Below are 24,876 nucleotides of genomic sequence, written 5' to 3'. Positions count from 1 at the left end.
GGTCCGTTCAACTGTCCGCCGTCAGAAGCCCCACCGGGAGCCGGATCGTGCTCACGGCGCCCCCGTCGGGGGCGTTGGAGAAGGTCAGCGACACCTCCAGGACCGCCGCCTGCCCGGCGGCGATCGTCAGCCCGAGCCCATGGCCGCGACCGCGTCCGGGGTCCCCGGTGCGGAAGCGCTGCGGCCCGTGCTCGATCAGCTCGACCGGGTAGCCGTCCCCGTGGTCCCGGATCACCACGACCGGCCCCTCGACGGTGACTTCGATCGGTGGCCGCCCGTGCTTGTGGGCGTTGACCAGGAGATTGGTCACGATCCGGTCCAGCCGCCGCCGGTCGGTGAGGACGACCGCGTCCCGTACGACCTCGACCGAGGCGTCGGGCCGGGTCGCGGCCACGGCCCGCCGGACGGCCCGTCCGAGGTCGACCCGGGCCAGTTCCGCCCGCTCCACCCCGGAGTCGAGCCGGGAGATCTCCAACAGGTCCTCCGTGAGCAGGTGCAGGGCCTTGAGCCGGTCGTTGATCATCTCCTTGGGGCGTCCTTCGGGAAGCAGGGCGGCAGCCGCCAGCGAACCGGTCAGCGGGGTGCGCAGTTCGTGCGCGACGTCGGCCGTGAACCTCTTCTCGGCCTCCAGCCGTTCCTGCAACGACGTGGCCATCAGGTCCAGGGCGTGCGCCACGTCGCGGACCTCGTCCCGGTCGCCGGCCCGGCGGGGGTCGTAGCCGCGCAGCGGGAACCCCACCCGGGCGTCCAGGTCCCCACCGCTGATCCGGCGTGCGACGGCCGCCGTCCGCGCGAGCCGACGGCTGATCCGGTCGGCGAGGAACAGGCCGGCCAGCGCGACCACACCGGCGGCGAGGGCCGATGACGCGAGGATCGCGGCGTCGATGTCCCGGAGCCGGTCACGCGTGCCCTCGAACGGGATCCAGACCGCGAGGGCCTTCCGGTCGGCCGGCCCGGCACCCCACATGACGGGCTCGCCCCGGTACTCGCCGACCATGCTGCCGGTCTGCCCGCGCGCGACCAGCCGACGCAGCGGCACGGGCAGGGCGGGCGGGTCCAGGGCCACCGCGATGTCGCCGTGCGCGGTGCCGTACTCGTAGTGGCCGAGGGCGTGGTCGAGGTCCCGGTAGACGTCCTTGCGGACCTCCCCGGCGATCTGCTCGGCGACCACGTTGTGCACGAGCACGCCGAGCACGGCGGCGACCGCGCAGCACACCAGGGTGGTGGTCAGCGCGATCTTCCAGCGGAGGCTGCTCAGCGTGCGCATCGCGTCCCGTCCTCGCCGAGGGGGGTGTCCGCGAGCCCGGGGCACTCGTCGAGGGTGAGCTGCGACAGGTTCATGATCCCGGCGTCCGGGTCCCACACGTAGTCGGAGACGGAGGTGTAGGCCGGGTTCGACGTCGGCTCGCGGACCGCCAGGTGCTCGGCGGCCACCTCCACCCCCTCCAGCACGGCACGGCGCGACAGGATCCGGGCGACGCCGCCGTCGTCCCGGACGGTGTAGACGCGCAGTTCGCTGAGCCGGCCGTCGATGTCGAGGGCGGTGATCAGCTCCTCCTTGCCGTTGCCCGTCACGTCGTGCAGGACCGGGGGGCGCACCGGGCAGTCCGGACCGCCGTCCACAGCCTGTGTGCAGAGGGCCATCCGCTGCGCCGCCCGCGGGTCGACCAGCCGACCCGTCCCGCCGTCCTGGGCGGTGGCGGCGGTGACGTCGGCCCGTACGACGTCGACCGCGTTCACGCCGCGCATGCTGCCGGTGGTCACCTTGGGCAGACCCGGCACGATCGCGGCCGCGCCCGGTTCCTGTCCGGGGGCGGCGGGCTCGGGACGGATCTCCCGCCACAGGCTCTGCGGGGCGTGCACGGTACCGAGGTCGCCGGCGCTCTGCAGCCCCTCCACGTCGGCGCACCCGACGGTCACCGTGAGCAGGGCGGCCACCGCCACCACCCGGTGGCCGCGCCGCGAGGAGTACCTCATGCCCCGATGCTCCCCCGCCCCCGCCCCCCGGGCCCGAGCGGTGACCCATTGGAGCGACCCGACCCCGGCCCCGGAGCTCCGCCCCGAACCCCGCGCCTCAAACGCCGGCGAGGCTGGGTAGTACGGCGGCCCGGAACGGCGCGCCCGTTCCCCGGCGCAGGCCCCGGGGCTCCGCCCCGGACCCCGCGCCTCAAACGCCGGCGAGGCTGAAAGGAACGCCTCCATCGCCGGCGAGGCTGGGTGGTGCGCCAAGGCTGGGGGGTGCCGCGGGGCCGGAGGGTGGGGCGGTGTCCCGGCGGAGGGCCCCGGGGCTCTGCCCCGGACCCCGCGCCTCAATCGCCGGCGAGGCTGAGTGGTGCGCCGAGGCGGGGCGGCGAGGCCGGGTGGTGCGGCGGGGCCGGAGGGTGCGGACGCCGACGAGGCGGGACGCTACGGCGAGGCGGGACGGTACGGCGCTGGGTGCCGCCGGTCGGGGTCGGGGACGGGGTGGGGTGTCGGCCGGGACTAAAACGTGATTTGTTGGCGCACGCCACCGCCCCGCCCACGCAGCCCCGGCCAGGGCGCCATAAATCATGCCCGTCCCGGACGACACCCCACCCCGGCCCCGGCCCCGACCCACCCGCAGCTCCGCCCCACCCGCAGCCCCCACCCCGGCCAGGGGCACCGCCCCCTACCGCGACGGTTGGGCTATTGCACGGGCCGCCGCCACCTCCTGGAGGACCGGGGACAGGACGCTCGACGCGTCCCCCACGGAGGGGACCTCGACGCGGATCGGCGTCACGCTGCTCCGGACGCCCTCGGCGAGCCCCCGCAGCTCCCGCACGATCCGTTCGACCTCCTCCGCGGTCGGCGGCTCCGCCCCGTGGTTCACCCGCACCCGCGCAGCCGTCGTCGCGTCGACGATCCGCTCGACGGCCACCACCAACGGCCACCACGCCGCAGCCCGCGCCCCGGTCGGCGGCGGCTCCGTCAACGCCCGCTGGAACTCGCTCCGCACCCCGGACAGATCCCGGTAGATCCGCCGCCGCGCCTGAAGCCGCGCCTGCCGAGCCACCCGCACGGCGGCCTCGTCCGCCACCGGCGCGAAGGACCGTTCCACGTACCGCGCCGCGTCGTCGACGGAGTCGGCGAGCCGGTCCCCGAGCCGGGTCCGCCAGCTCTCCGGCCACAGGAGGTACCCGGCGAGCAGGGTGATCGCGCACCCGATCAGGCTGTCGAGCAGCCGCGGCCGGATCAGATCGAAGCCCTGGTGGTTCAGGAGGTCGGACAGCAGCAGGATGACGGGGGTGATCGCGGCGGTCTGGAAGGCGTACCCCTTCGCCGAGAACGCGGGGATCAGCGCGGCGAGCGCGAACATCACCGGCACGTCCCACCACCCGCGCGGTACCTCCGAAAGCACCGCCGCCGCGAGCACCAACCCGGCCGCCGTGCCCAGCGCCCGCAGCAGCGCCCGGGAGAACACAGAACCGAAGTCCGGCTTGAGGACGAACGTGACGGTCAGTGCCACCCAGTACGAACGCTCGACCTCGATCAGCGAGACCAACGACTGGGCCAGCCCGATGCACAGCGCGAGGCGCAGTCCGTACCGCCAGGAGGCGGAGGACAGCATCATGTCGCGCACGGCCCGCCGGGCCCGCACCCGCAGGGCGGCCGGCCGGCCGAGCCGGTCGTCGACGTTGTGGGTCTCCGGTTCGCCGAGGTGCACGATGGCCGCCGCGTGCCGCAGCGCGGCGTCGATGGCCCGTTCGGACTGGCTGTGCGGGGCGGGGAGGACGAGGGTGTGGGATCCGGTGCGGCCCTCCTCGACGGCGTCGGCCAGCTCGCGGACGGCCGCCGGGACCTCGGCCGGCAGCGGCCGTCGCCGCAGGTGGGCGGCCGGGGCGGCCTCGACGAGCGGGATGAGCACGTTCAGTTGGGCGAGCATCCGTACGAGGGACGGGCTGCGCCCGTGGACGCGGGCGCGTCGGCCCAGGACCAGGTCGTAGGCGTGGTTCAGGGCGAGGGTGACGTCGCGGCGGCGGTCCTCGTAGGTGGGTCCGCCGGCCGCTTCGAGGCTGTCGGCGAGGGCCCGGTAGGCGGCGGCGACGGCGGCCCGCTCCGGCCGCCGGCCGCGCAGGGGCCAGCCGAGCAGGGTGAGCGCCAGGACGAAGAGCCCGCCGGCGGCGAGCAGCAGGGGAGCGATCCACCAGGGCCGGGGCATGGGCAGCCCGGCGCCGACGACGGCGTTGAGCAGGAGCAGCAGTCCCGACACCGAGGCGACGGTGCCGATCGAGGAGATCATGCCGGAGACGAGGGCGATCAGGGTGAGCACGCCGACGGCGAGCCAGCCGTGCCCGAACACGAGGGTGCCCAGGGCCACTCCGATGGCGCCGAAGAGCTGGGGGACGGCGATGTTGAGGACGCGCATCCGGTAGGCGTCGGCGGTGTCGCCGATGACCCCGGAGAGGGCGCCCATGGAGACCAGCGCACCGTACTGGGGCTCGTCGAGGGCGAAGCCGACGGCCAGCGGGACGGACAGGGCGACGCCGGCGCGCAGGACGGCGGCCCAGGGCACGGGGGCGGACGTCGGCCGCAGGCCCGCGAGCAGCCAGGTGGGGGGTGCCAGGGGGTTCGGCCGGGGCCGGCCGGGGGGTATGTGCTCGGTGCGTCGTTCGGTGGTCATTCCGCTTCCGTGTCGCCGCTCGCGAATCGGTTGTTCTGTGGAGTTCTGCGGAGGATGGGTACCTTCCGAGCTTATGGGGTGCGGTGGAGTCGCCCGGTCAGCCAGGCGCCGAGGGCCGCGGCGAGGCCGACGGCGAGGACGATCCAGGCGGTGGTCCGCAGGTAGGCGGTGAGCGCGTCGTAGACCGCCGCGGCGGCGGGCCGGTCGACGTCGGGCGGTAGGTCGTCGAGGGCGAGGCGGCGGCAGAGGGTGACCGTGATCCACAGCAGTCCCGCGCCGACGGCGAGACCGATGCCGGTGGCGAGGACGGCGTGCCTGCGCCGGACGGCGACGGCGATGGCGGCAGCGGCGAGCGCCAGCGTCAGGAGGGGCAGCCAGACCCCGGCGATCTGGAGCATGTGGAAGCCCTTCCGGAGCGCGCCGAGGTTGTCGTACTCCATGACCTTCACGGACAGGTGGGTCTCGGGGATGCGATCGGCGAAGGGCACGCCGTTGCCGACCAGTTCGCTCTTGACCTGGGCGATCACGGGGGCGAGGTCGATGGTGAGGGCGTCGCCGTGGCCGGTGGTGAGTGCGTCGAGGAAGGCGGCGTGCGCGGCGCGGTTCGCGGCGTCCCAGGCCGTCCGGTAGGCGGGGGTTCCCGCGAAGGACCGGAGGGCCTCGCCGATGAGCTCGTCGACGGTGTCCTGGAAGGGGCCGGCGTCGATCTGTCCGGCGAGGGCGCGGCCCGCCTGGGTGACGACGACTTCCTGGACGGCGGGGTCCTCGGCGAGCGGGGACATGGCCGCGGTGTAGCGGTCGGCGTTCCCCAGCTCGTGGTCGGCCCAGTACGCGACGGCGCTCGCGGGCACGAGCAGGGTCACGAGGACGATGAGGGCCGCCGACAGGAAGGTGCGCACGTCACCAGGGAAAGGCGGGGCGCGGGGCGGCGCCACCGTTGTTGCTGCGAGTGGGTGGGGCGGCCGGCCGGGAGCACGTCACCGGTGACCGGTCGGGAGCACGCCACCGGCGACCGGACGGGTGATCCACTTGCCGGGCGGGGGTGGCGGGTGTGCTCTGGAGGCTGGAAGAGAGGAGCCCGTCATGGCACATGCGGCACCTACCGTCTCCCGGCGGCACCGACCGACCAGGTCGGCCGATGCGGACCACCTCGGCAGGAACGCGCTGGTCCGGGCGTTGCTGGCCGGCCTCGTCTACGGGGTGTGGGCGGCCTTCATCAAGCGCCAGATGGGCCCGGTCGACGCGGGCAACGTCTTCTACGGGATCCTCTGCGGGGTCCTCTTCGCCGCGATCATGCTCGCCCTGGCCCGGGTGGGACCCCGGATGAAACGGGAGGTGCACGCCGCCGCCTACGGGGTCTTCGGCGGTGTCGCCGCCGGATACCTGCACAGCCTGACCAATGAGTCCGTACTGCGTGCCACCGGTGTCGGGTTGGCCGTCGGGGTGGGCGTGGGGGTGGCGGCGTTCTACCGCTACTACACGCGCGAACCCTGATCGGGCTCCGACCGGATTTCGCGGGCGGCGCCGGTTCCGGGGCCCCGGTGTGCGGCACGTGACCACGTGCCGCACACCGGGGGCGGAAACCGGCTCCGCCCTCGGTCAGGTCCGGGGCTACGCGGCCGTGTCGGGCTTCCCGGCCGCCACGGCCGGCTGCTGTTCGCTCTCGGCCTTGGGCTCGGTGGTGACGGCCTGCGGCGCGGGGCGTTCCGGCTTGCGGGCCGGCGGGGTGAAGCGGGCGGCCTCGGCGCGGAGCATGGCGTTCAGGGCGGCGTAGGGGTCGATGGGCATGGCGGAACCTCACGGTGGTTCGAGGGGGTGTGGGGGGTCGTCTCCGCTGCTCGGCCCGCTCAGCAGCGCAGGACCACACTCCGCAGGACGATCCGTGAGGTGACCGGCCCGGTCGGCCCGTACGAGGACACGCGGGAGTGCGAGCCCGCGTGTTTCACGTGAAACACCCTCGGGGGCAGCTGTCGTACGGCCGGCAGCGCGCGGGACAGGGCCCGCAGGGCGGCGCGGGCCTCGGGGTCCGAGGCCGGATCCGACTGCCCCTCGGTGGGCTCGGCCGGGGCGGAGGAGGCGGGCCGGATCTCGGCGACCGTCGTGGCCGCCGGACCGGCGCCGAACAGGCACAGCAGCGCGACGCAGGCCACTGTCAGGGCCCTCGCCGCCACTGCCCGTGCGAATCGCGCACCGCTCATGCCCCGCTTTGTGCCCCGACACACCGGGGAACTCCCCACCGAAGCCGAAGAAGCCCCCGACCGGCGGACGAAGACACCCCCGTCGGCTGACAGCCGGCCGAGCCGGACGGGCGACGGGCCTGTCAAAGAAGGGATGTGACGCGGCGTCGGCACGACCCGCGCGGCCGAACCATCGGGTGGGCGGCCCGTACGCGCCCCCCGGAATCCGGCTCAGGAGTCCTGGTCGGGCCAGTCCAGCAGCCGGGCCCCGATCGCCGCCGTCTGGAGGGTGTACCGGTCGGCGGGATCCCCGGGATTGGAGCCCGTCAGTCGGTGGATCCGTTCCAGCCGGTACGTCAGCGCCCTGACGCTCAGGCTCAGTCGGCGTGCCGCCTCGGCCGCCACGCACCCCGAGTCGAAGTACACGTGGAGCGTGTCGAGCAGGGGCCGGGCGCCGCCCCGGCCCGCCCGGAGCGGGCCGAGCACGCTGTGCACCAGGTCGAACATCGCCGCCCGGTCCCGGGCCAGGACCGGGAAGACGAGCAGGTCGGCCGAGTGCAGCACCGGTCCTTCGAGGTCGAGCCGGTCCGCGAGGTCGAGGGCTCCGAGGGCCTCCTCGTACGAGGTGACGACCCCGCCCGCGCCCGGATGCGGCCTGCCGATCCCGACGAGGCCGGGGGCGGCGGCCGTCGCCCAGGTCTGCTTGGCGAAGTGGGCCAGTACGTCGTCCTGGTCGCCGGGAGCCACGCAGATCAGCCGGCCGTCCTTGGTCGCCAGGAGGAAGGTCCTGTTCCCGAACCGTGCGGTCAGGGCCTGTTCAACGTGCCGGATAGCGGGGCCGGTGTCCTCGTAGGCCTCGGCGCCCCGCGCGACGGCGACGGCGTGCTCGTGCGCCAGGTGCAGTCCGAAGCGGGCCGCGCGTTCGCTGAGCCGCCCGATGTCGCTGCGGCCGAGCAGCAGGTCGTCGATGAACTCGCGGCGGGCGGCCTCCTCCTGGCGGATCGCCAGGCGCTGGGCCCGTTCGTGCCCTTCGGCGAAGGCGTCGACGCTCTGTTCCACCGCCGCCAGCACGTGGTCCGGGGTGATCCGGTCGCCGAGCACGGCCCGGGTGACGGCGAGGTGGGCGCCGACCAGCCCGCGCAGTGCGAAGCCCGCCTCGGCCGCCTTCTCGCCGAGTGCCCGGCGGGCGTCCAGTTCGTCCCGTCCGGGGCGGCGGCCGGTCGCCGCGACGCCTTCGAGGATCCGCACGTACCCGCTCAGGTACTCCTCGGGTATGTCCTGCCCAGACGTCACACCAGCCCCGCTTTCGCTCGAAACACCCATTCTCACCCGTCGGGCGGCGGGCGTCCCCGAGGCCGGAACCCGCCTCCCCCGAGGGCGGGGATCACATCACGACGAAGGCGACCGCCGCCGCCCCCATGAGGGCGGCGGCGAGGTGCATCGCGGAGTGGCCGTGGTCGCCGTACCAGAGTTGGCGGGCGAGGCCACCGAGCGCGGCCAGGGCCGTGATGACGCCGATCTGGGCGAGCAGCGTGACGGCCGTGAAGGGGGCCAGGAGCAGGAGTAACGAGTTGAGCCAGAAAGGGGTGGCGCCGGTCCAGCCCCGCCATTCCCAGATCGCGGTATGCATGTCCCGGCTCCCACCCTCAACACTTCGGCGCGCACACCAACCGCACCCCTCGCATCACTGGGGCACGGGCGTCATGTGCGGTGTGTTCAACTCGTCGGCTGTACAGCCTCCTTGGGCGCGGCGGCCGGGGCAATAGCGCGGTCGACCAGAAAAGCGAAGACCAGGCCGAACGTCGCCCACAGTGTGGTCTGGATGGCCAGCGAGGCCAGCCTGAACTCCCAGATCAGCGCGGCCGGGAAGCCGTCGGGCACCTCGTTGATCCCGGGCAGGAGGGCGTACGCGAGGGCGACGGCCGCCACGAAGGCGAGCGAGCCGACCACCGAGGCGTTCCAGTTGCCGAGGCGGGGGGCCAGGCGCCGTCCCAGGAGCAGCGCGCCCGCCGCGAGCAGCGCGCTCAGGGCGATCATCAGGAGGTACAGGGCGGTGCGCCGGGCGGCGGTGTCGGGGTCCCCGACGGCCGGCGGGTTGGCGGGGTACTTGAGGAACGGCACCAGGGTCACGGTGACGAAGAGGGCGCCGGTGACCAGGGCGGCCGTGGCCCGGGGGCCGAAGCGTCCGATGCGGCCCAGGGCGAAGCAGAAGACGAGCGCGGCGATGCCGCCGAGCGCGACGGCGAACAGCAGGACGCCGGTGCCCAGGCCCGCCGTGGCCTGGAGGGCCCGGCTGACCGGCGGTTCGTCGCCGTGGTCGTGACCGACGGCGGCGCCGGCCTCTTCGATGGCGATCGCCGCGTCCACCTTGGACTCACCGAGGAGGTAGGCGACGAGGAATGCGGCGACACCGGCCACGAGGCCGGCGAGCATGCCCCGGACGAGCAGGACACGGGGGGAGACGGTGTTCACGTGTGGGTTCCCTTGCGCGGGTGGGGACGAGCGGTCGGCAGGGATCAGTGGCAGGGGAAGCCGAGGAGGTGACGGCCGTCGTGCAGCCATTCGTGGATCGTCTCGCCCTCGAAGAGGGCCGTGGCGCCCTGCTCGACGCCGACGAAGTACAGCAGCACCAGGGTCAGCACACCCGCGAAGACGGCCCAGGGCGCCAGTGCGGAGAGGGAAATCGGGGTGATGGCGGCGGGAGCCGTCGTGGGCACGGCGGAGTTGGCCATGGCAGAACCTCCTGGGGAACACGCGTCCCGGTCAGTGGTGCTCGCGACGAAGGCGGCGGGTCTGACTTCCCTGCCCGGGGTGCGGGTGCGGGTTCACAGTGGCGCGACCGTGCCGGATTCTCACCGGTGCTTCCGTCGTACCTTCGTCATGTCGTCCGAGAACGTATCGCGCGTCCGGCCCGAACGCCACGGCGCGCGCACGCCGTCCCACGCTCCGGTCCCGAGCCCTACGCTCCCCCCATGTCGTCCGTACGCGTGCACCTGACCACCCCGCCGCTCGACGCCGACGCCCGTCGGGCCCGGTTCGGGCACGGGGACCCCTGCCCCGGTCACCAGGGCCTGGCGGAACCCGCCACGGGTGCCTGGGCGGGCCGCACCCTGGACGAGGTCGCCGCGGAGGACCCGCAGGCCGTCCGGCGCTGGCTCACGGATCCGGAGTACGCGCCCCCGGGCGGCGGGGAGTCGGTGATCGCGCTGGTGTCCCGTACGGGAGCCCATCTGGCAACCCTGGCTCCCGGCACGCACCACGTGGTGGTCGGTCAGGCCGTCGTGCGGGCGGCCGTGGTCGCGGCGCTGGACCTGCCGCCCGCCGCCTTCTGGCGGCTCGACGTGCGGCCGGGGACGGTCACCACGCTCAGCGGGCGCGCGGGCCGCTGGAACCTGCTGGTGGGCCGGTCACCGGACGCGGACGCCGCCCCGACCGACGGCGGCCGGGACGCCTGAAACGGAAGCCCCCGGCGGCCCGGCCGGGACGCACGACGGCCCGGACCCCGCGACGCGGTCCGGGCCGTGGCGACGGCAGTCGTTCGGCGTGCTGCCTAGGCGGCGATCCAGTCGGACGTCGCGATCACCGGCTGCACCCCGTCACGGTGGATGGTGCCCTCGATGAGGCCGTACATCCGGTCCGCCGCGAAGTAGACCTCGTTGTCGTTCTTGAGGCCGAAGGGCTCCAGGTCGACGAGGAAGTGGTGCTTGTTGGGGAGGTTCAGCCGGACCTCGTTGACCTTCGGGCAGTTGTCGAGCACCCGCTCGGCCATCTGGTTGAGCGTCTGCTGGAGCGAGTACGAGTAGGTCTCGGCGAAGGCTTCCAGCATGTGCTTGCGGACCTTCTTGTACGACTGGTCCCAGTCGTACTCCGGGTCGTCGGCGGCGAGCGCCGAGTGCGCCCAGCGCGCGGTGACCTTCGTCGCCAGGATGCGGTCGTACGCCTCCTGGAGCGTCGTGTACTTGTCCTTGATGTAGCCGTGGAACTCGGAGTTCGTCGAGTTCATGACCGTCAGGTCCTTGAGGCCGGAGATCACCTGGAGACCGGTGGTCTCGCTGTAGGTGATCTGCGCGGTGCGCACTTCCTGGCCCTTGAGGACGAAGGAGTGCTGCTCCTTGCGCGTCGGGACCGGGATCCGCTCCCAGGCGAACTCCTCGATGCGGATCTGCGCCTCGCGGATGGGACGCTGCGAGGAGACGAAGTGCTTGGCGAGCAGGATGCCGAAGGCCTCGGGGGAGGCGATGCCGTGCTCCTTGCCGAAGGCGTACACCGTGTTCTTGGTGGTGTCCGTCGGCAGGCAGTTGGCGTTGTCGCCGGTCAGGTGGACGTCGCGGAACTCACCGCGGAGCGCGACCGAGACGTTGAGGTCGCGGATCTCGTGCCAGGAACCGTCGCTGCCCTTGCGGGTGACCTTGACGATGCGGTTCTCTGCCTTGCCGTACTGGTTCTGGGCCAGGACGTGCTTGCTCATGTGTCTTCCTTCGGGTCTCGGGAACACGGAGTCCGGTTTTCTGGATCCCGTACGCCCGGCGTCCAGCGCCCGCCCGTTGAAGGACGTCCCGCTCCCCGCCGTTCGGCCCCGAGGGGCCGCCCCGGGACTGACGTGCATCCCGGTCCGTAGGTGCTTGGGCCCGCATGTGTCGCTCGTTGCGGTTCCTGCACGGATTGCAGCATGTGTACGACGCTTCAACCACCGTACGGATCATCCGAACACCAGCACCCACGGATTGGGCGACCCTACAATTTCGCAGGTCAGGCCATATGGGCGTCGGCTACGTTCAGCGCCTCGTCGAGGATCGCGAGGCCCTTCGCCACATCCTGCGCCGTGATGTTGCAGGGCGGTGCGACGTGGATGCGGTTGCCGGCGATCAGCGGCCACAGGCCGCCCTTCTTGCAGGCCGCCCCGAATTCCGCCATCGGCGCGTTGTCGCCGCCGGAGGCGTTGTACGGGACGAGCGGCTCGCGCGTCTCCCGGTCGCGGACGAGTTCCAGGGCCCAGAAGGTGCCCGCGCCACGGACCTCGCCGATCGACGGGTGCCGCTCGGCGAGCGCGCGCAGGCCCGGACCCAGCAGCTCCGAGCCGGTCCGGGCGGACTGCTCGACGATGCCCTCCTCCACCATCGTGTTGACCGTCGCGACGGCCGCGGCGCAGGCCAGGACGTGTCCCGAGTACGTCAGACCTCCCGGGTAGGGCCGGCGGGCGAAGGTCTCGGCGATGGCGGCGGAGATGGCGACACCGCCGAGGGGCACGTAGCCGCTGGTGATGCCCTTGGCGAAGCAGAGCAGGTCGGGGACGACGTCCCAGTGGTCGGCGGCGAACCACGTGCCGGTCCGGCCGAAGCCGACCATGATCTCGTCCAGGATGAACACGATCCCGTAGCGGTCGCAGAGCGCGCGGACGCCCGCGAGGTAGCCCGGCGGCGGAACGAGCACGCCCGGAGCACCGCCGACGGTCTCCAGGATGATCGCGGCGATGGACTGCGGGCCCTCGAAGACGATGGTGTCCTCCAGGTGGCGCAGGGCGCGCTCGCTCTCCTCGGTCTCGTTCGCCGAGTGGAACGGCGAGCGGTACAGGAAGGGCCCCCAGAAGTGCACGACGCCGGCGGTCGCGCTGTCGTTGCCGAAACGGCGGGCGTCACCGGTCAGGTTGATCGCGGTGGAGGTGGCGCCGTGGTACGAGCGGTACGCGGACAGCACCTTGGGGCGGCCGGTGTGCAGACGGGCCATCCGCACGGCGTTCTCGACGGCCTCGGCACCCGCGTTCGTGAAGAAGATCTTGTCGAGGTCGCCCGGGGTGCGCTCGGCGATCAGCCGGGCAGCCTCGGACCGGACGTCCACGGCGAACCCGGGGGCGACGGTGCACAACTTGCCGGCCTGCTCGGCGATGGCTGCGGCCACCTTGGGGTGCTGATAGCCGATGTTCGTGTAGACGAGGGCGCTGGAGAAGTCGAGGTACCGGTTGCCCTGGTAGTCCCAGAAGTACGAGCCTTCGGCCCCGGCCACGGCGAGCGGGTCGATGAGCTCCTGCGCCGACCAGGAATGGAAGACGTGCTTCCGGTCGGCGTCTTTCACGGTGGCGAGAGCGTCGGCTTCTGCGTTCATGTACTGAGGGTAGTTGTCCAGGATGTGGACCCGGGGTCGACCGGGAACCGCGCGGGTCGGCCCGGCGCCCGTGCCGATCCGAGGCCCGCCCGGCGCCCGTTTCGTCCCGACTTGGGGCGCCATTCGGGTCCCCATTTCGATCGTCGGCCGGTACCCCGTATGTTCCGGACGTGTTCAGGTGGGGGAAAGCATGGGATTGTCCGAGGCGGAGCCGGGTAGGTGCGGCGCCGAGGGGCAGGTCGGAGACGGGAGAGCCTGTGGCGGAGCAGACGCGGAGGCTCGTCCTGGGCGGCGCCACGACCGGGGTCGTGACCCGGTGCCGGGACTTCACCCGGCGCGCACTCGACGACTGGATGTGGCCGGCGTACGCGGAGGAGACCGAGGACGCGCTCCTGCTGGTCTCCGAGGCCGTGACGAACGCCTGCCTGCACGCGGGAGGGCCGCGGGAGCTGGTGCTGCGCCACAGCCCGGGGCGGCTGCGGGTCGAGGTCAGCGACGACAACCCGGAACCGCCGAGCCCCCGACCTGCGGGGAGCCGGTCACGGCCGGGCGGGCACGGGCTCGTCCTACTGGCGAGGCTCGCGAAGGGATGGGGCTGGGAGCCCGCGCCGGACGGCAGGACCGGCAAGACGGTCTGGCTGGAGGTCACCGCCCCGGAACCGGGCTCCGAGGGACGCTGAAGAGGCCCGCAGGGCACCCGTGGCGACCGGGTGGAGTCCGCGGCCGGTGGGCGGGTCGGGCGGGGTCACGCGTCCGTGAGCAGGCCGGTGCGCAGGCGGGTCAGGGTGCGGTTCAACAGACGTGAGACGTGCATCTGGGACAGGCCCAGTCGGGCACCGATCTCGGACTGCGTGAGCTCCTGGCCGAACCGCAGCATCAGCAGCGCCCGCTCCCTCTCGGGCAGGCCGGCGAGCATCGGCTTGAGCGATTCCAGGCACTCGATGGTGTCGTACGCGCCCTCCTCCTCGCCGAGCGATGCCCGCTCGGCGACGGGGTCGCGGTCGGTGTCCTCGGGCGCGGGCGCGTCCAGCGAGCGGGCGGAGTAGGCGCGGGCCGCCTTCTGGCCCTCGGAGAACTCCTCGGGCGTCACGTGCAACTGTTCGGCCATTTCGGCGTCCGTGGGTTCACGGCCGAGGTCCTGTTCGAGCGCGTCGTGCGCCTTCGCGGAGTCGATGCGCAGCTCCTGGAGCCGCCGGGGGACCTTCACCGCCCAGCTCGTGTCGCGGAAGAACCGCTTGATCTCGCCGGTGATCGTCGGCATCGCGAAGGTGGTGAACTCGACGCCGCGGTCGGGGTCGAACCGGTTGATGGCCTTGATCAGTCCGATCGTGCCGACCTGGATGATGTCCTCCATCGGCTCGCTCCGGCCGCGGAAGCGCCGGGCGGCGTACTTGACCAGGCTCAGGTTCAGCTCGACCAGGGTGTTGCGGACGTACGAGTACTCGGCCGTCCCCTCATGGAGCGCGGCCAACCTGCGGAACAGGGCCACCGAGAGGGATCGGGCCTCGTGGGTGGCGACGTCGGTGAGGTCGGTGTGGTCCATTGCTCTGCGCTCCTCAGAGGGGCTTGGCCGCGAGGCGGGCCCGCCTCGCGCGTGGTCACTGTCGAGGTTGATATACCCGCATGAATCACCGCATACCCGCACGTTTTTTCGAAGCAGGGCGTCGTTTCACGTGAAACGGGGGCCTGACCAGGGGCGGAGCGGGCTCACACCGGGTCGGCCACCGCCTCGGCGTAGAGCCGGAAGAGTCGCGGCCCGTCGGGGGCCGCCGCGGACCGCAGACGGGACCAGGCGACCGCCGCGGCCGCCCGGGCACCCGCGCCCGGCCAGGGGTCCGGCAGCAGCTCGGGCGGCAGCAGCGGGTCCGGGCCCATGGCCTCGGCGAAGGCCGCCGCCAGCGTCACCGCGTGGGCGAGACCCTCACCCGGACCCTCGGCGAGGGCCCGCAAGGTCTCGTACCGTCGCGCGATCCGGTCCAGCGGCCACAGCCGGGCCGCGAGGTCCACCGGGTCGGCGATCCCGCCCACGGCGAGGTCCCGGCTGGTCAGGCAGGTCAGCCCGGAGGTGACGCCCAGTTCCGCGGCGCGGGCCCGTACGAACGGGCCGACCTCGTTCGGGGTGACGTACAGACCGCCCTGGACGGGGGCCGCGCCGAGGGCGGTCAGGGTGTCCCGCAGCGCGTCGCGGGCGCTGCGCGCCGCCTCCGGGACGGCGAACGCGAACAGGTGCCAGGTGCCGTCCCACTTCTCCAGCCCCGCGTCCTGGCGGTAGGCGTGCCGGACGAACGTCACCTCGGGGACCAGGGGCAAGCCGGCCGCCTCCATGTCCGCCGTGCCGGTGAGGCGCAGGACGGCCCGCCGGCCCCGGCCCTCCTGCGTGAAGCGCCCCTCGGCCGTGAGCCGCTTCACGCACAGGCGGACCTGCTGGTCGCTCATGCCGAGTGCGCCGGCGACCTCGTACAGCTCGCCGGCGTCCACGGTGCCGTCCTCGCGGACCAAGGCGTGCACCACCAGTCGGGTGGGGACGGCGGGTGCGGTCGCGGGACCCGCCGTGGCCGTCGGATCCGTCGGGGAGGTCGGCTCGTCCACCGTGCGTGTCGTGTTCATCGGGCCGCCACCGCCTTGTGCATCGTCGTCACCGCTCCGAACCCGAGGACCTCCTGGAGCCACGGGGTGCGCCGTACCCGGACGGCCCGGAAGCCGCGCCGCTCGTACAGGGCGCGGGCGCGGGGGTTCTCGGCTATCACGTCCAGCCGGATCCGCCGGCAGCCCTGTTCGGCCGCCACCTCCTCGATGCCGTCGAGGAGCAGCCCCCCGATCCCGCGTCCCCGTGCCGCGGGATCCACGGCGATGCCGTCCATGACGAGTTCGCCGCGGGCCGGGGTGCGCTCCAGCAGGGCCAGCAGGAACACCCGGTACAGGCCCCTGACCTGCCCGTACGCGGCCCTGATGGCCGCCGCGTCGCCGCCGACGAGGCTGCGGCCGGCGAGCTGGTAGCCGGCCACCCCCAGCACGTGGCCGGCCTCGTCCAGGGCGGTGAGGGCGCGGTCCGGGTGCAGGTGGGAGGCGATGAACCGGCGCCCCGCCGGGGCGGGGCCGAGGGCGGCGCCCAGCTTCCGTCCGAAGGCCTCCCAGTACAGCTCGGCCACCCGTTCCTCGGCGCCCTCGGGCACCCCGCGCCGCACCTCGACGCGTCCGCTCTCGGTCGTCATGAGGGCAAGCCTAATACGTTCATTGCCGCTACGATCGTTCTTTGAACGATAGAAATATTGCTCGACAGTGGACGTGGAACCGGTGGCGGAAGCGACCGGAGAAGGAGCGGACATGCGCAAGGCATTGATCGTCACCCTGGCCGCCGTCGTCCTCGTGGCCGCCGCGCTCGCGGGCGTCGTGCTCTGGCAGAACAGCTACGACCTGCGGGAACAGCGCGTCACCGTGCCTGCGGACGGACATCTGCTGGAGGGCGTCCTGGCCACCCCCACCCACGGCGCGGGCCCCTTCCCGCTCGTCGTCCTCGTACACGGGGACGGCGAGGTGGACGCCACCCACGACGGGTTCTACCGGCCCTACTGGGAGGCCTTCGCCCGTGCCGGGTACGCCTCCCTGTCCCTCGACAAGCCCGCCGACTGGCTCTCCCGATCCATGGACGACCGCGCCCGCGAAACGACCGACACCCTCGCCTGGGCCCGGACCCGCCCCGGGATCGACGGGAACCGGATCGGCCTCTGGGGAGCCAGTCAGGCCGGTTGGGTCATGCCGGCCGTGGTGGCGCGGGCCCCCGCCCCGGGCGTGGCCTTCGTGATCGCGGTGGGCACGGCCGTCAATTGGCACCGGCAGGGCGAGTACCACCTGCGGTCCGGACTCCGGGCCGAGGGCGCCGGCCCCGAGCGGGTCGCGGCCGCCCTGCGCGCACGGGAGGCGACCCTGGCGCTGCTGCGGCGCGGGGCGACGTACGAGGAGTACCGGTCGTCCCCGGACGCCGATCCGGACCTCGGCGCGGAGCGCTGGACGTTCATCGGCCTCAACCACACGGCCGACGCGAGCGCGGACCTCCGAGCGATGCCCCCGGTGCCGGTGCTGCTGCTCTCCGGGGCCGACGACCTCAACGTGGACGGGGCCGAGACCGAAGCCGTGTACCGGGAACTGCTCGCCCCCGGCACCCTCACCGTCCACCGGTACCCCGGCGCCACCCACGCCCTGGTCCGCACCCCTGTCGAACGTTCCTCCTGGCGGCTTCCCCTGACGGCCCTGTTCGCCCCGCGGGCCCTCTTCCCCCCGGGCCTCCTCGCCGACCAACGCACCTTCCTGGAACAGCAGAAGCGCCGGGGCGCACAGCCGCTCCCCGGCCGGTGACGTGCCGACGCGGCCGGGGAGTGGATGCCCCTCGGCCGCTCGGTCGGGGTCGGGCCGGTGGCGGGGTCGGGCCGGTGGCGGGGTCGGATCGGTGGCGGGGTCGGATCGGTGGCGGGATCGGATCAGCGGCGGGGCTGGAACAGGGCCGGCACCAAGGAGGCGGCCATCAGGGCGACCACCCAGACGTAGGTGTCCTGGAAGGCGGCGGCCAGTGCGGGAGCCGATGCTGGGGTCGCCGCGACCAGCCCGCCGGCTCCGGCGGCGGCCGTGGTCAGCAGCACCGACAGCAGGGCGGTACCGGCGGAACCCGCGATCTGCGAGTTGATGTTGATCAGGGTCGAGGCGGCGGGCACCTGCTCGGCGGCGAAACCCCGGGTCGCGCCGGTCACGGTGGGCATCATGGTCATCCCGGCGCCCGCGCCGGCCAGGGCCAGCGCGCCGGCCAGCTGCCAGTACGGGGTGTCCGCGCCGAGCCGCAGGGTGAACAGCGCGTACCCGACCACCGCGAGCACGATCCCCACGGGGACGATCCGTCCGGCCGGGATCCGGTCGGTCAGCCGGCTCGTGACCTGGAGGGCGACACCGGTGGCGATCACCTGCGGCACGCCCAGCAGCCCGGACACCGTCGCGCTCTCGCCCCGGACCAGCTGGTAGTACATCGGCACCAGCATCATGGCCCCGAAGTAGGCGCCGGCGAACAGGGCCAGCGTGCCGATCCCGCTGGCGAAGGCGCGTACCCTCAGCAGCCGCAGGTCCAGCAGCGGGGACCGCGTCCGCAGCGTCCGGACGACGAAGCCCAGCACCAGGGCGGCGCCCACCACGCTGGGCAGCAGCGTTCCCGCCGAGGTGAAGTCACCGTGCTCACCGCCGGTGGCGAGTCCGTAGATCAGTGCCGAGAGGCCGGGGGAGAGCAGCAGCAGCCCGACGACGTCGAGGCGAACGGTCCTGCGGGCCGTGTCCCGGGGGAAGACCCGAGCGGCCAGGGTCAGGGCGAGGACGCCGACCGGCACGTTGATGAAGAAGATCCAGCGCCACGAGGCCGCGTCGACCAGCCAGCCGCCCAACACCGGTCCGATCAGAGGGGCCACCAGGACGGGAAGGCCCAACAGCCCCATCATCCGGCCCTTGTGCTCCGGGGCGGAGGCGTTCAACACCATGGCCATCCCGAGCGGCACCACCATGCCACCGCCCAGCCCCTGGAGGATCCGGAACGCGATCAGCGTCTCGATGCTCCAGGCGAGACCGGCCAGTGCCGAACCCAGGCCGAACACGGCGATGGAGAGCATGTAGAGCCGCTTGGTGCCGAACCGGCCCGAGGCCCAGGCCGTGACCGGGATGACGGCCGCGAGGGCCAGCGTGTAACCCGTCGCCGTCCACTGGATGGTGGCGAGCGGGGCCTGGAAGTGCCGGGACAGCCCGCCCAGGGCGACACCGAGGATCGTGGTGTCGAGGACGATCATGAACGAGCCGATGATCACGACCATCGCCGTCGCCATGGGTGTCGGGTTCGGTCGGGAGGGGGCGGGTGCCCCGATGGCGGCCAGGGACGTGCTCATGGTGGGCCTCCTCGTCGGTCCGGCGGGTCCGGCCGCGGCGGCCGGATCGGGAGGGGCGGTGCGCCGCCCGTGCTCCCTCGCCCCGAACCTAGGGTCGACGGTGCGACCGGAGCCTCTGTCGAACGACTGGGGTGGGATACCTGGAACCCGACCGGCGCCACCCGGTCATCGCCCGTTTCACGTGAAACGAACGATGACCGGGCGCGGACGCGGCGCGGCCACGCCGCTACGTCGCGAGGTCCAGCCGGGCCAGTTCCACGCGGGAGCTCACGCCCAGCTTCGGATAGGCGTTGTAGAGGTGGTAACCGACCGTCCTGGGACTGAGGAAGAGCTGCGAACCGATGTCACGGTTGGTCAGGCCCGCCGCCGCCAGCCGGGCCACCTGCAACTCCTGCGGCGTCAGGCGGTCCGTCGGGGACTCCGCCCCCGGTCCGGTCCGGCTCTCGCCCGACGCCCGCAGCTCCGCCGCGGCCCGGTCCGCCCACGGGCGCGCCCCGAGCCGGTCGAAGGCCTCCCGGGCGGTCCGCAACGGCCCCCGGGAGTCCACCGGCCGGCGGTTCCGACGCAGCCACTCCCCGTACAGCAACCCCGTACGCGCCTCCTCGAACCGGTCGGTGTCCCGAACGGAGTGCAGCTCCAGGGCCCGCCGGAAACGCTCCTCCGGGTCGGGCCCCGGGGTACCGCCCGGGGCCGGCGAACCGCCCGCACCGCCTGCCAGCAGCCCCTCGCACCGGGCCCGCACGGCGTGTACCCCGGGCCCGTCCAAGTGCCCGGCCAGCTCGGCCAGCCTGGTGAACGCCGCCCGCGCCTGTGCGGGCCGGCCCGCCCGCAAGGCCGCCTCGACCTCGTCGGCGTCCCGACCGCAACAGGTGCACGCCGAGCCGGCGGGAGCCGCGGCAGCCCGGTCCGCCGCCGCCTCGAAGCGGCCCAGCCCCAGGTCCAGCAGGATGGCGGCCGAGGTCCTCAAATGCCGTACGTCGGGCAGGTCCACAGCGTCCGCGAGGACCCCGAGCTCCTGGAACCAGGTCTCGTCCCCCCGCGCCGCGGCCAGTTGGGCCAACGCCGCCGCCAGCTGGGCACGGGTCCGGGTCTGGCCGGTGTCCGAGGCGATCCGCAGCCCCTCCGTCCCCCCGGCCAACGCGTCCCGGTGCAGCCCGAGCCGCAACTGGGCCTGTGCCACCTCCAGCAGGGCCCGGGGCAACAGCCCCACCGCCCCCTGCGCCCGGCACTCCCGCTCCACGGCCCCGGCCCGCTCGTACGCGGTCCGGTGATCGCCCAGCAGGCCGCTCCAGCAGGCCGCCCTCAAGCCCTCGCGCAGATCCCCCGACCGACCGGACGCCGCCTCCCGCAGGGCGCGCAGCGCGGCCGTCCGGACTCCCGCGTCGGACGAGGACACCCGGGCCAGGGCCTGGATCGTGGAACCGCCCGGCAGTTCCAGTTCCGCCGCCGCGGCCGCCGCACCGGCCGCCGCCACCGGATCACCGGCCACCCACGCGCTGCCCACCGCCAGGAAGAGCATCCGCCCGGCGTCCCGCGGCTCGGTCGCCGCGATGGGCAGGGCCGCGTCCAGCAGCAGGACGTGCGCCCGCGACAGGTCTCCCTGCTCGTTGGCCACCTCCGCGGCGATCTCCGCCACCCGGGCGCGGGCCCTCGCGTCGCCGCCCTGCTCGCGGCGGGCCGCCTCCGCGAGCTCCCCCGCCCGGTCCAACTGCCCGGCGTCGAGGGCGGCCCGGGCCGCCGAACCCAACCGGCGCGCCCGTTCGGCCGGCTCCGGACTCAGGGCGGCCGCCCGCTCGTACACCGTGGCCAGCGCCGCGTGACCGCCGCGCGCGCGGACCTGCTCGCCGCTGCGCTCCAGCGCCGCGGCGACTCCCTCGTCGGGCGCGGCCTGCGCCTGGGCCCGGTGCCACGCGGCCCGGTGCCCGCCGCCCGCGTCGGCCAGGGCCCGGTGCGCGGCGAGTCGGCGGGCCGCCGGACCGGACCGGTAGGCCGCGGAGCGGATCAGCGGGTGCCGGAAGACGAGCCGACCCCCGTCCAACCGGACCAGACCCTGGGCCTCGGCGGGCGCCAGGTCGCCGACTCCCGCGCCCAGCAGCCCGGCCGCCTCGAACACCGTGCCGGCGTCGCCCTCGTCGGCCGCGGCGGCGACCAGCAGCAAGGTGGCGGAAGCCTCGGGGAGCGCCCCGATCCGCGCGGCGAAGCCCTGCTCGATCCGGCCGCGCGGGCCGTCGTACGACAGCCCGTGCCCTTCCCGGCGCGCGGTGGTGAGTTCGAGCAGGGCCAGCGGGTTGCCCTCCGCCTCCCGCTGGATGCGCTGCCGTTCGTGGTGGTGCAGGTCGGCCGCGTACAAGGTCAGCAGGTCGCCGGCGGCCGCTTGGTCGAGGCGGCGCAGCCGCAGCTCCGCGAAGCCGTCGGGCCGAAACCCGGGGGTGTGCGGATCCCGCACCCCGAAGAGGACGGCGATCCGCTCCACGTGCAGTCGCCGGGCCGCGAACACGAGCGCCTCCGCGGAGGCCAGGTCCAGCCACTGCGCGTCGTCCAGCACGCAGAACAGGGTGCGTTCCTCGGCGAGTTCGGCCAGCAGGGTCAGCACCGCGAGCCCGACCAGGAAACGGTCCCCGCCGCTCGGCGCGGCCTCACCCATCCCGAGCGCGGTCCGCAGGGCCGCCGCCTGGGCCCCGGGAAGGGCGTCGATCCGGCCGAGCACCGGCCGCAGCAGCAGGTGCAGACCGGAGTACGGCAACGCGCTCTCGAACTCCGTCCCCGTGCCGCTCAGCACCCGTGGCCCGTTGCCCGCCGCGGCCACGGCTGCGTCCAGCAGGGCGGTCTTGCCGATGCCGGCCTCGCCCCGGACGACCAGGACCCCGCTGCGCCCCGCCCCCGCCCCCGTCAGCAGCTCTTCCACGACGGCCAGTTCCTCGGCCCTCCCCACCAGCACGGAGGTTCCCCCTTCGATCCCGGTCAACCGACAGATGACCGCGACGCCCCTGCACTTCTACGTTTGCGCCGTCAGCCGTCCCCTGTAGCGGAACCGTACGTGGAGGCCCCAAGTGAAGATCGAAATCACTCTCGACATCCCTTGCGTCTGGTCCTGCTTCGCCTTCGACCGTCTGCGCCGGGCCGCCGCCCGTGTCCGGGCCGGGGGAGGCACGGTCGACTTCGTCCTCCACCCCTACCAACTGGCCCCCGGGGCGGGCACCGAGGGCGAACCCAAGGCGAACCTGTTGCGCCGGGCGTTCGGGGACGGGGCCGACGCCGCCGTCGCCCGCATCACCGCGCTCGCCGCCGCCGAGGGCCTGGAGTTCGACCACGAACGGGCCGTGTGGTCCAACACGTTCGAGGCGCACCGGCTGATCGCGGACGCCGCGGCGCAGGGCCGGGCCGAGGCCGTGGTCGAGCGGCTCTTCAGGGCCCACCACACCGACGGCCTGAACATCGCCGACCCCGGGGTGCTGCGCGGCATCGCCGCCGAGTTCTCCGTCGTCCGCCGTGACGGAGGCGCCGCCGAGCTGCGCGCCGCCCTCGAACGGGTTCGGCGCGAGGACCTGCCCGGTATCCCCCTCATCCGCCTCCCGGACGGCACCACCATCACGGGTACCCCATCGGACGCGACGCTGGACCACGCGCTCGGCCTCCCGGAACACGCGACGGCGGCCTGACCCGCACGCACCCAGGTGTGGGCGGGCCGGTCGTACCGCCGACCGGCGCCGACGGGACAGCCCTTAGGCTGCGGCCCATGGAGTCCTACACGATCGGCCAGGCAGCCCGGCTGCTCGGCGTGAGCAGTGACACGGCCCGCCGCTGGGCCGACGCGGGCCGCTTCCCCACGCGCCGCGAGGGCAACCGGCGCATCGTGGACGGGCCGGACCTGGCGGCGTTCTGCGTCGAGGTCGCGCAGGAGGGCGCCGAGGGCGAGGACGCCCGCCACACGTCGGCCCGCAACGCGTTCCCGGGGATCGTGACCGGCATCAAGCTGGGCACGGTCGGTGCCCAGGTGGAGATCCAGGCCGGACCCCACCGGGTGGTGTCGCTGCTCACCCGGGAGGCCGTGGAGGAACTGGGCCTCGCGGTCGGCATGCGGGCGACGGCCCGGGTGAAGTCGACGAGCGTCTTCGTCGACCGCACCTGACGGCCCTGCTTCCCGCCCGTCGGGTCCCCGTTCAGGCGTACGCCCCCGCGCGGGCCGCCGCCAGGGCCGCGCGGGCGGCGCGGCCGGCCGCGGTCGCGTCCAGGGGGGCGTCGGTGGTCAGGAACCGGTAGTACAGGGGGGCCGAGACGGCCCGGATCACCTCGGCGGGATCGGTCCCCGGCGGGAGTTCGCCCCGCTCGACGGCCTCCCGTACGCAGGGCGCCCACTCCGCGACGCGGACCTCGTAGAAGTGGTGCAGGGCCTCGGCCGTCCTCGGATCGCTCGTGGCCGCCGCGATGACGGCCTTGAACAGGGCGCCTTGGCGCGGGTCGGTCAGCGTGCGCCGGACGAGGTCCGCGTTGGCCGTGAGGTCGTCGATCAGGGAGCCCGTCTCGGTGCGCGGCAGCGACTGTTCGGCCATGTCCGTCAGCAGGTCCGCGACGAGCGCGGCGACGCTTCCCCAGCGCCGGTAGACGGTGGTCTTCCCGACCTCCGCGCGACGGGCGACCTCGGCCAGGTCCAGTGCGTGGAAGCCCTGTTCGGCCAGGGTGTCCCCGGCTGCCCGCAGAACGGCGGTGCGGACGCGGGCCGTTCTGCCCCCGGGGCGGACTGTCCCCGGTTCGGAGGCATCGCTCGAAGCCATAACGGGTCTCCGGTTCCATTAGTGACGGTGTGGTGTTACGTTGGGACCACCTTAAAGGGTCTGCGGTCCCGTTACCGCTTTCTGGAGGGAAACGTCATGGAGTACAGGCAGCTCGGCACGTCCGGCCTCAAGGTCCCCGCCCTCAGCTTCGGCGCCGGCACCTTCGGCGGCCGGGGGCCGCTCTTCGGGGCCTGGGGCACCACCGACGCCCAGGAGGCGCGCCGGTTGGTGGACATCTGCCTGGAAGCGGGCATCAACCTGTTCGACACCGCCGACGTGTACTCCGAGGGCGCCTCCGAGGAGGTCCTGGGGCGAGCGGTCCGGGGCCGCCGCGACCAGGTGATCCTGTCGACCAAGGCCGGTCTGCCGACGGGCGACGGCCCCATGGACGCCGGCACCTCCCGCTCCCGCCTGATCAAGGCGACCGAGGAGGCCCTGCGTCGCCTCGGCACCGACTACCTCGACCTCTTCCAACTGCACGCCTTCGACGCCGCCACCCCCGTCGAGGAGGTGCTCTCCGCCCTCGACCAGCTCGTCCGCGCCGGCAAGATCCGGTATGTGGGCGTGTCCAACTTCGCGGGCTGGCAGCTGATGAAGTCCCTGTCCGCCTCCGAACGCAACGGTTTCCCCCGCTACGTGGCGCACCAGGTCTACTACTCCCTCGTCGGCCGCGACTACGAGTGGGAACTCATGCCCCTGGGTCGTGATCAGGGCGTGGGCGCCCTCGTGTGGAGCCCGCTGGGCTGGGGCCGGCTGACCGGCAGGATCCGCCGGGGCCGTCCGCTGCCGCCCGGCAGCCGACTGCACGACACCGCCGACTACGGCCCGCCGGTCGACGACGAACAGCTCCACGACGTCGTCGACGCCCTCGACGACGTGGCCCGGGAGACCGGCCGGACCATTCCGCAGGTGGCCATCAACTGGCTGCTGCAACGCCCCACCGTCTCATCGGTGATCATCGGTGCGCGCAACGAGGAGCAGCTCCGGCAGAACATCGGCGCGGTCGGCTGGTCGCTGTCCCCCGAGCAGACGGCCCGTCTGGACGCCGCGAGCCACCGCCCGGCGCCGTACCCGTACTTCCCGTACGAGCGCCAGGAGGGCTTCGCCCGGCTCAACCCCCCGCTGCTCACGCCCCCGCCGGCCCCCGCCGCGTCCGTCGACGCCCCGGCCGCGGCGGCCCCGGCGGTGTGAGCCGGAGCCGCTCGGTGCCGGGCGGGGGCACCCGTTCCGCCGACCGCCCGATTCCGACCGCCCGATTCCGACGGCCCGATTCCGACGGC

At 73.7% G+C, this 24,876-nt stretch carries 25 protein-coding genes; 7 read left to right on the top strand and 18 right to left on the bottom strand.

The features are described from left to right. Positions 1-7: 7 nt before the first annotated feature. The 4 genes from ACZ58N_RS18295 to ACZ58N_RS18280 form a co-directional block, all read right to left on the bottom strand. Complete coding sequence (locus ACZ58N_RS18295) at positions 8-1,267, bottom strand: sensor histidine kinase (RefSeq protein WP_471160594.1); 1,260 nt, start codon at positions 1,265-1,267, stop codon at positions 8-10. Further along, entirely contained in the window at positions 1,255-1,977 is a 723-nt protein-coding gene (locus tag ACZ58N_RS18290; RefSeq protein ID WP_471160592.1) for a hypothetical protein, read from the bottom strand. The genes ACZ58N_RS18295 and ACZ58N_RS18290 overlap by 13 nt, the downstream gene beginning before the upstream one ends. Before the next feature lie 670 nt (positions 1,978-2,647). Continuing rightward, positions 2,648-4,639, bottom strand: a complete 1,992-nt coding sequence (locus tag ACZ58N_RS18285) for an FUSC family protein (protein ID WP_471160589.1) — start codon at positions 4,637-4,639, stop codon at positions 2,648-2,650. A gap of 71 nt (positions 4,640-4,710) precedes the next feature. Continuing rightward, positions 4,711-5,538 (bottom strand): hypothetical protein, encoded by an 828-nt coding sequence (locus ACZ58N_RS18280; RefSeq protein WP_471160586.1) that lies wholly within the window; start codon positions 5,536-5,538, stop codon positions 4,711-4,713. A 184-nt stretch (positions 5,539-5,722) separates the two neighbouring features. On the opposite strand from ACZ58N_RS18280, the gene ACZ58N_RS18275 reads away from it, so the two are divergent. Then, positions 5,723-6,133, top strand: a complete 411-nt coding sequence (locus ACZ58N_RS18275; RefSeq protein WP_471160583.1) for a hypothetical protein — start codon at positions 5,723-5,725, stop codon at positions 6,131-6,133. Positions 6,134-6,250: 117 nt separating this feature from the next. Here the strand turns inward: ACZ58N_RS18275 and ACZ58N_RS18270 are convergent, their stop codons facing one another. From ACZ58N_RS18270 to ACZ58N_RS18245, 6 genes are all read right to left on the bottom strand, one after another. Beyond that, positions 6,251-6,427: a hypothetical protein gene (locus tag ACZ58N_RS18270; RefSeq protein ID WP_471160580.1), complete on the bottom strand. Its 177-nt coding sequence runs from the start codon at positions 6,425-6,427 to the stop codon at positions 6,251-6,253. 59 nt (positions 6,428-6,486) lie between these two features. After that, positions 6,487-6,837: a hypothetical protein gene (locus ACZ58N_RS18265; RefSeq protein WP_471160577.1), complete on the bottom strand. Its 351-nt coding sequence runs from the start codon at positions 6,835-6,837 to the stop codon at positions 6,487-6,489. 210 nt (positions 6,838-7,047) lie between these two features. Further along, complete coding sequence (locus tag ACZ58N_RS18260; protein ID WP_471160574.1) at positions 7,048-8,109, bottom strand: PucR family transcriptional regulator; 1,062 nt, start codon at positions 8,107-8,109, stop codon at positions 7,048-7,050. Positions 8,110-8,200: 91 nt separating this feature from the next. Beyond that, positions 8,201-8,446 carry a hypothetical protein gene (locus tag ACZ58N_RS18255; RefSeq protein WP_389699803.1) on the bottom strand — a complete coding sequence of 82 codons (246 nt, stop codon included), beginning with the start codon at positions 8,444-8,446 and terminating at the stop codon, positions 8,201-8,203. 86 nt (positions 8,447-8,532) lie between these two features. Continuing rightward, the gene (locus ACZ58N_RS18250; protein WP_471160571.1) at positions 8,533-9,288 is read right to left on the bottom strand and encodes a CbtA family protein; all 756 of its coding nucleotides are present in this window, start codon (positions 9,286-9,288) and stop codon (positions 8,533-8,535) included. Positions 9,289-9,332: 44 nt separating this feature from the next. After that, the gene (locus tag ACZ58N_RS18245; RefSeq protein ID WP_281208379.1) at positions 9,333-9,548 is read right to left on the bottom strand and encodes a CbtB domain-containing protein; all 216 of its coding nucleotides are present in this window, start codon (positions 9,546-9,548) and stop codon (positions 9,333-9,335) included. A 240-nt stretch (positions 9,549-9,788) separates the two neighbouring features. On the opposite strand from ACZ58N_RS18245, the gene ACZ58N_RS18240 reads away from it, so the two are divergent. Further along, the gene (locus tag ACZ58N_RS18240; RefSeq protein ID WP_471160568.1) at positions 9,789-10,271 is read left to right on the top strand and encodes a histidine phosphatase family protein; all 483 of its coding nucleotides are present in this window, start codon (positions 9,789-9,791) and stop codon (positions 10,269-10,271) included. A gap of 95 nt (positions 10,272-10,366) precedes the next feature. Here ACZ58N_RS18240 and pucL read toward each other — a convergent pair whose 3' ends face one another. Together pucL and ACZ58N_RS18230 are read right to left on the bottom strand one after the other, a co-directional pair. Then, complete coding sequence (pucL, locus tag ACZ58N_RS18235) at positions 10,367-11,284, bottom strand: factor-independent urate hydroxylase (RefSeq protein ID WP_471160565.1); 918 nt, start codon at positions 11,282-11,284, stop codon at positions 10,367-10,369. A 281-nt stretch (positions 11,285-11,565) separates the two neighbouring features. After that, positions 11,566-12,915 (bottom strand): aminotransferase class III-fold pyridoxal phosphate-dependent enzyme, encoded by a 1,350-nt coding sequence (locus ACZ58N_RS18230; protein WP_471160563.1) that lies wholly within the window; start codon positions 12,913-12,915, stop codon positions 11,566-11,568. 257 nt (positions 12,916-13,172) lie between these two features. On the opposite strand from ACZ58N_RS18230, the gene ACZ58N_RS18225 reads away from it, so the two are divergent. Then, positions 13,173-13,595, top strand: coding sequence for an ATP-binding protein (locus ACZ58N_RS18225; RefSeq protein WP_471160560.1), 423 nt, complete (start codon positions 13,173-13,175; stop codon positions 13,593-13,595). 65 nt (positions 13,596-13,660) lie between these two features. Here the strand turns inward: ACZ58N_RS18225 and ACZ58N_RS18220 are convergent, their stop codons facing one another. The 3 genes from ACZ58N_RS18220 to ACZ58N_RS18210 form a co-directional block, all read right to left on the bottom strand. Further along, complete coding sequence (locus ACZ58N_RS18220) at positions 13,661-14,458, bottom strand: RNA polymerase sigma factor SigF (protein WP_471160557.1); 798 nt, start codon at positions 14,456-14,458, stop codon at positions 13,661-13,663. Positions 14,459-14,622: 164 nt separating this feature from the next. Continuing rightward, on the bottom strand, positions 14,623-15,522 hold the full coding sequence (locus tag ACZ58N_RS18215; RefSeq protein ID WP_471160555.1) for a PaaX family transcriptional regulator C-terminal domain-containing protein: 900 nt from the start codon (positions 15,520-15,522) through the stop codon (positions 14,623-14,625). Continuing rightward, entirely contained in the window at positions 15,519-16,127 is a 609-nt protein-coding gene (locus tag ACZ58N_RS18210; RefSeq protein WP_471160552.1) for a GNAT family N-acetyltransferase, read from the bottom strand. Before ACZ58N_RS18210 ends, ACZ58N_RS18215 begins: the two co-directional genes overlap by 4 nt. A 112-nt stretch (positions 16,128-16,239) precedes the next feature. Here ACZ58N_RS18210 and ACZ58N_RS18205 point away from each other — a divergent pair, with 112 nt between their 5' ends. Further along, entirely contained in the window at positions 16,240-17,268 is a 1,029-nt protein-coding gene (locus ACZ58N_RS18205) for an alpha/beta hydrolase family protein (protein ID WP_471160549.1), read from the top strand. A 122-nt stretch (positions 17,269-17,390) separates the two neighbouring features. Here ACZ58N_RS18205 and ACZ58N_RS18200 read toward each other — a convergent pair whose 3' ends face one another. After that, positions 17,391-18,824, bottom strand: coding sequence for a DHA2 family efflux MFS transporter permease subunit (locus ACZ58N_RS18200; protein WP_471160546.1), 1,434 nt, complete (start codon positions 18,822-18,824; stop codon positions 17,391-17,393). Positions 18,825-19,050: 226 nt separating this feature from the next. Then, on the bottom strand, positions 19,051-21,762 hold the full coding sequence (locus ACZ58N_RS18195; protein WP_471160543.1) for a helix-turn-helix transcriptional regulator: 2,712 nt from the start codon (positions 21,760-21,762) through the stop codon (positions 19,051-19,053). Between the two features lie 112 nt (positions 21,763-21,874). Between ACZ58N_RS18195 and ACZ58N_RS18190 the strand changes: the two genes are divergently transcribed. Next, entirely contained in the window at positions 21,875-22,483 is a 609-nt protein-coding gene (locus ACZ58N_RS18190; RefSeq protein WP_471160540.1) for a DsbA family protein, read from the top strand. A gap of 77 nt (positions 22,484-22,560) precedes the next feature. Continuing rightward, on the top strand, positions 22,561-22,953 hold the full coding sequence (locus tag ACZ58N_RS18185) for a TOBE domain-containing protein (protein WP_471160538.1): 393 nt from the start codon (positions 22,561-22,563) through the stop codon (positions 22,951-22,953). A gap of 31 nt (positions 22,954-22,984) precedes the next feature. Here the strand turns inward: ACZ58N_RS18185 and ACZ58N_RS18180 are convergent, their stop codons facing one another. Further along, positions 22,985-23,596, bottom strand: a complete 612-nt coding sequence (locus tag ACZ58N_RS18180; RefSeq protein WP_471160535.1) for a TetR/AcrR family transcriptional regulator — start codon at positions 23,594-23,596, stop codon at positions 22,985-22,987. A 96-nt stretch (positions 23,597-23,692) separates the two neighbouring features. Here ACZ58N_RS18180 and ACZ58N_RS18175 point away from each other — a divergent pair, with 96 nt between their 5' ends. Then, a complete protein-coding gene (locus tag ACZ58N_RS18175) occupies positions 23,693-24,787 on the top strand; it encodes an aldo/keto reductase (RefSeq protein WP_471160533.1) in 1,095 nt (364 codons plus the stop codon). The last annotated feature ends 89 nt before the right edge of the window (positions 24,788-24,876 follow it).

The sequence above is a fragment of the Streptomyces sp. NPDC040432 genome (genome assembly GCF_055595445.1).
This window is presented reverse-complemented; position numbering and strand designations above follow the sequence as displayed.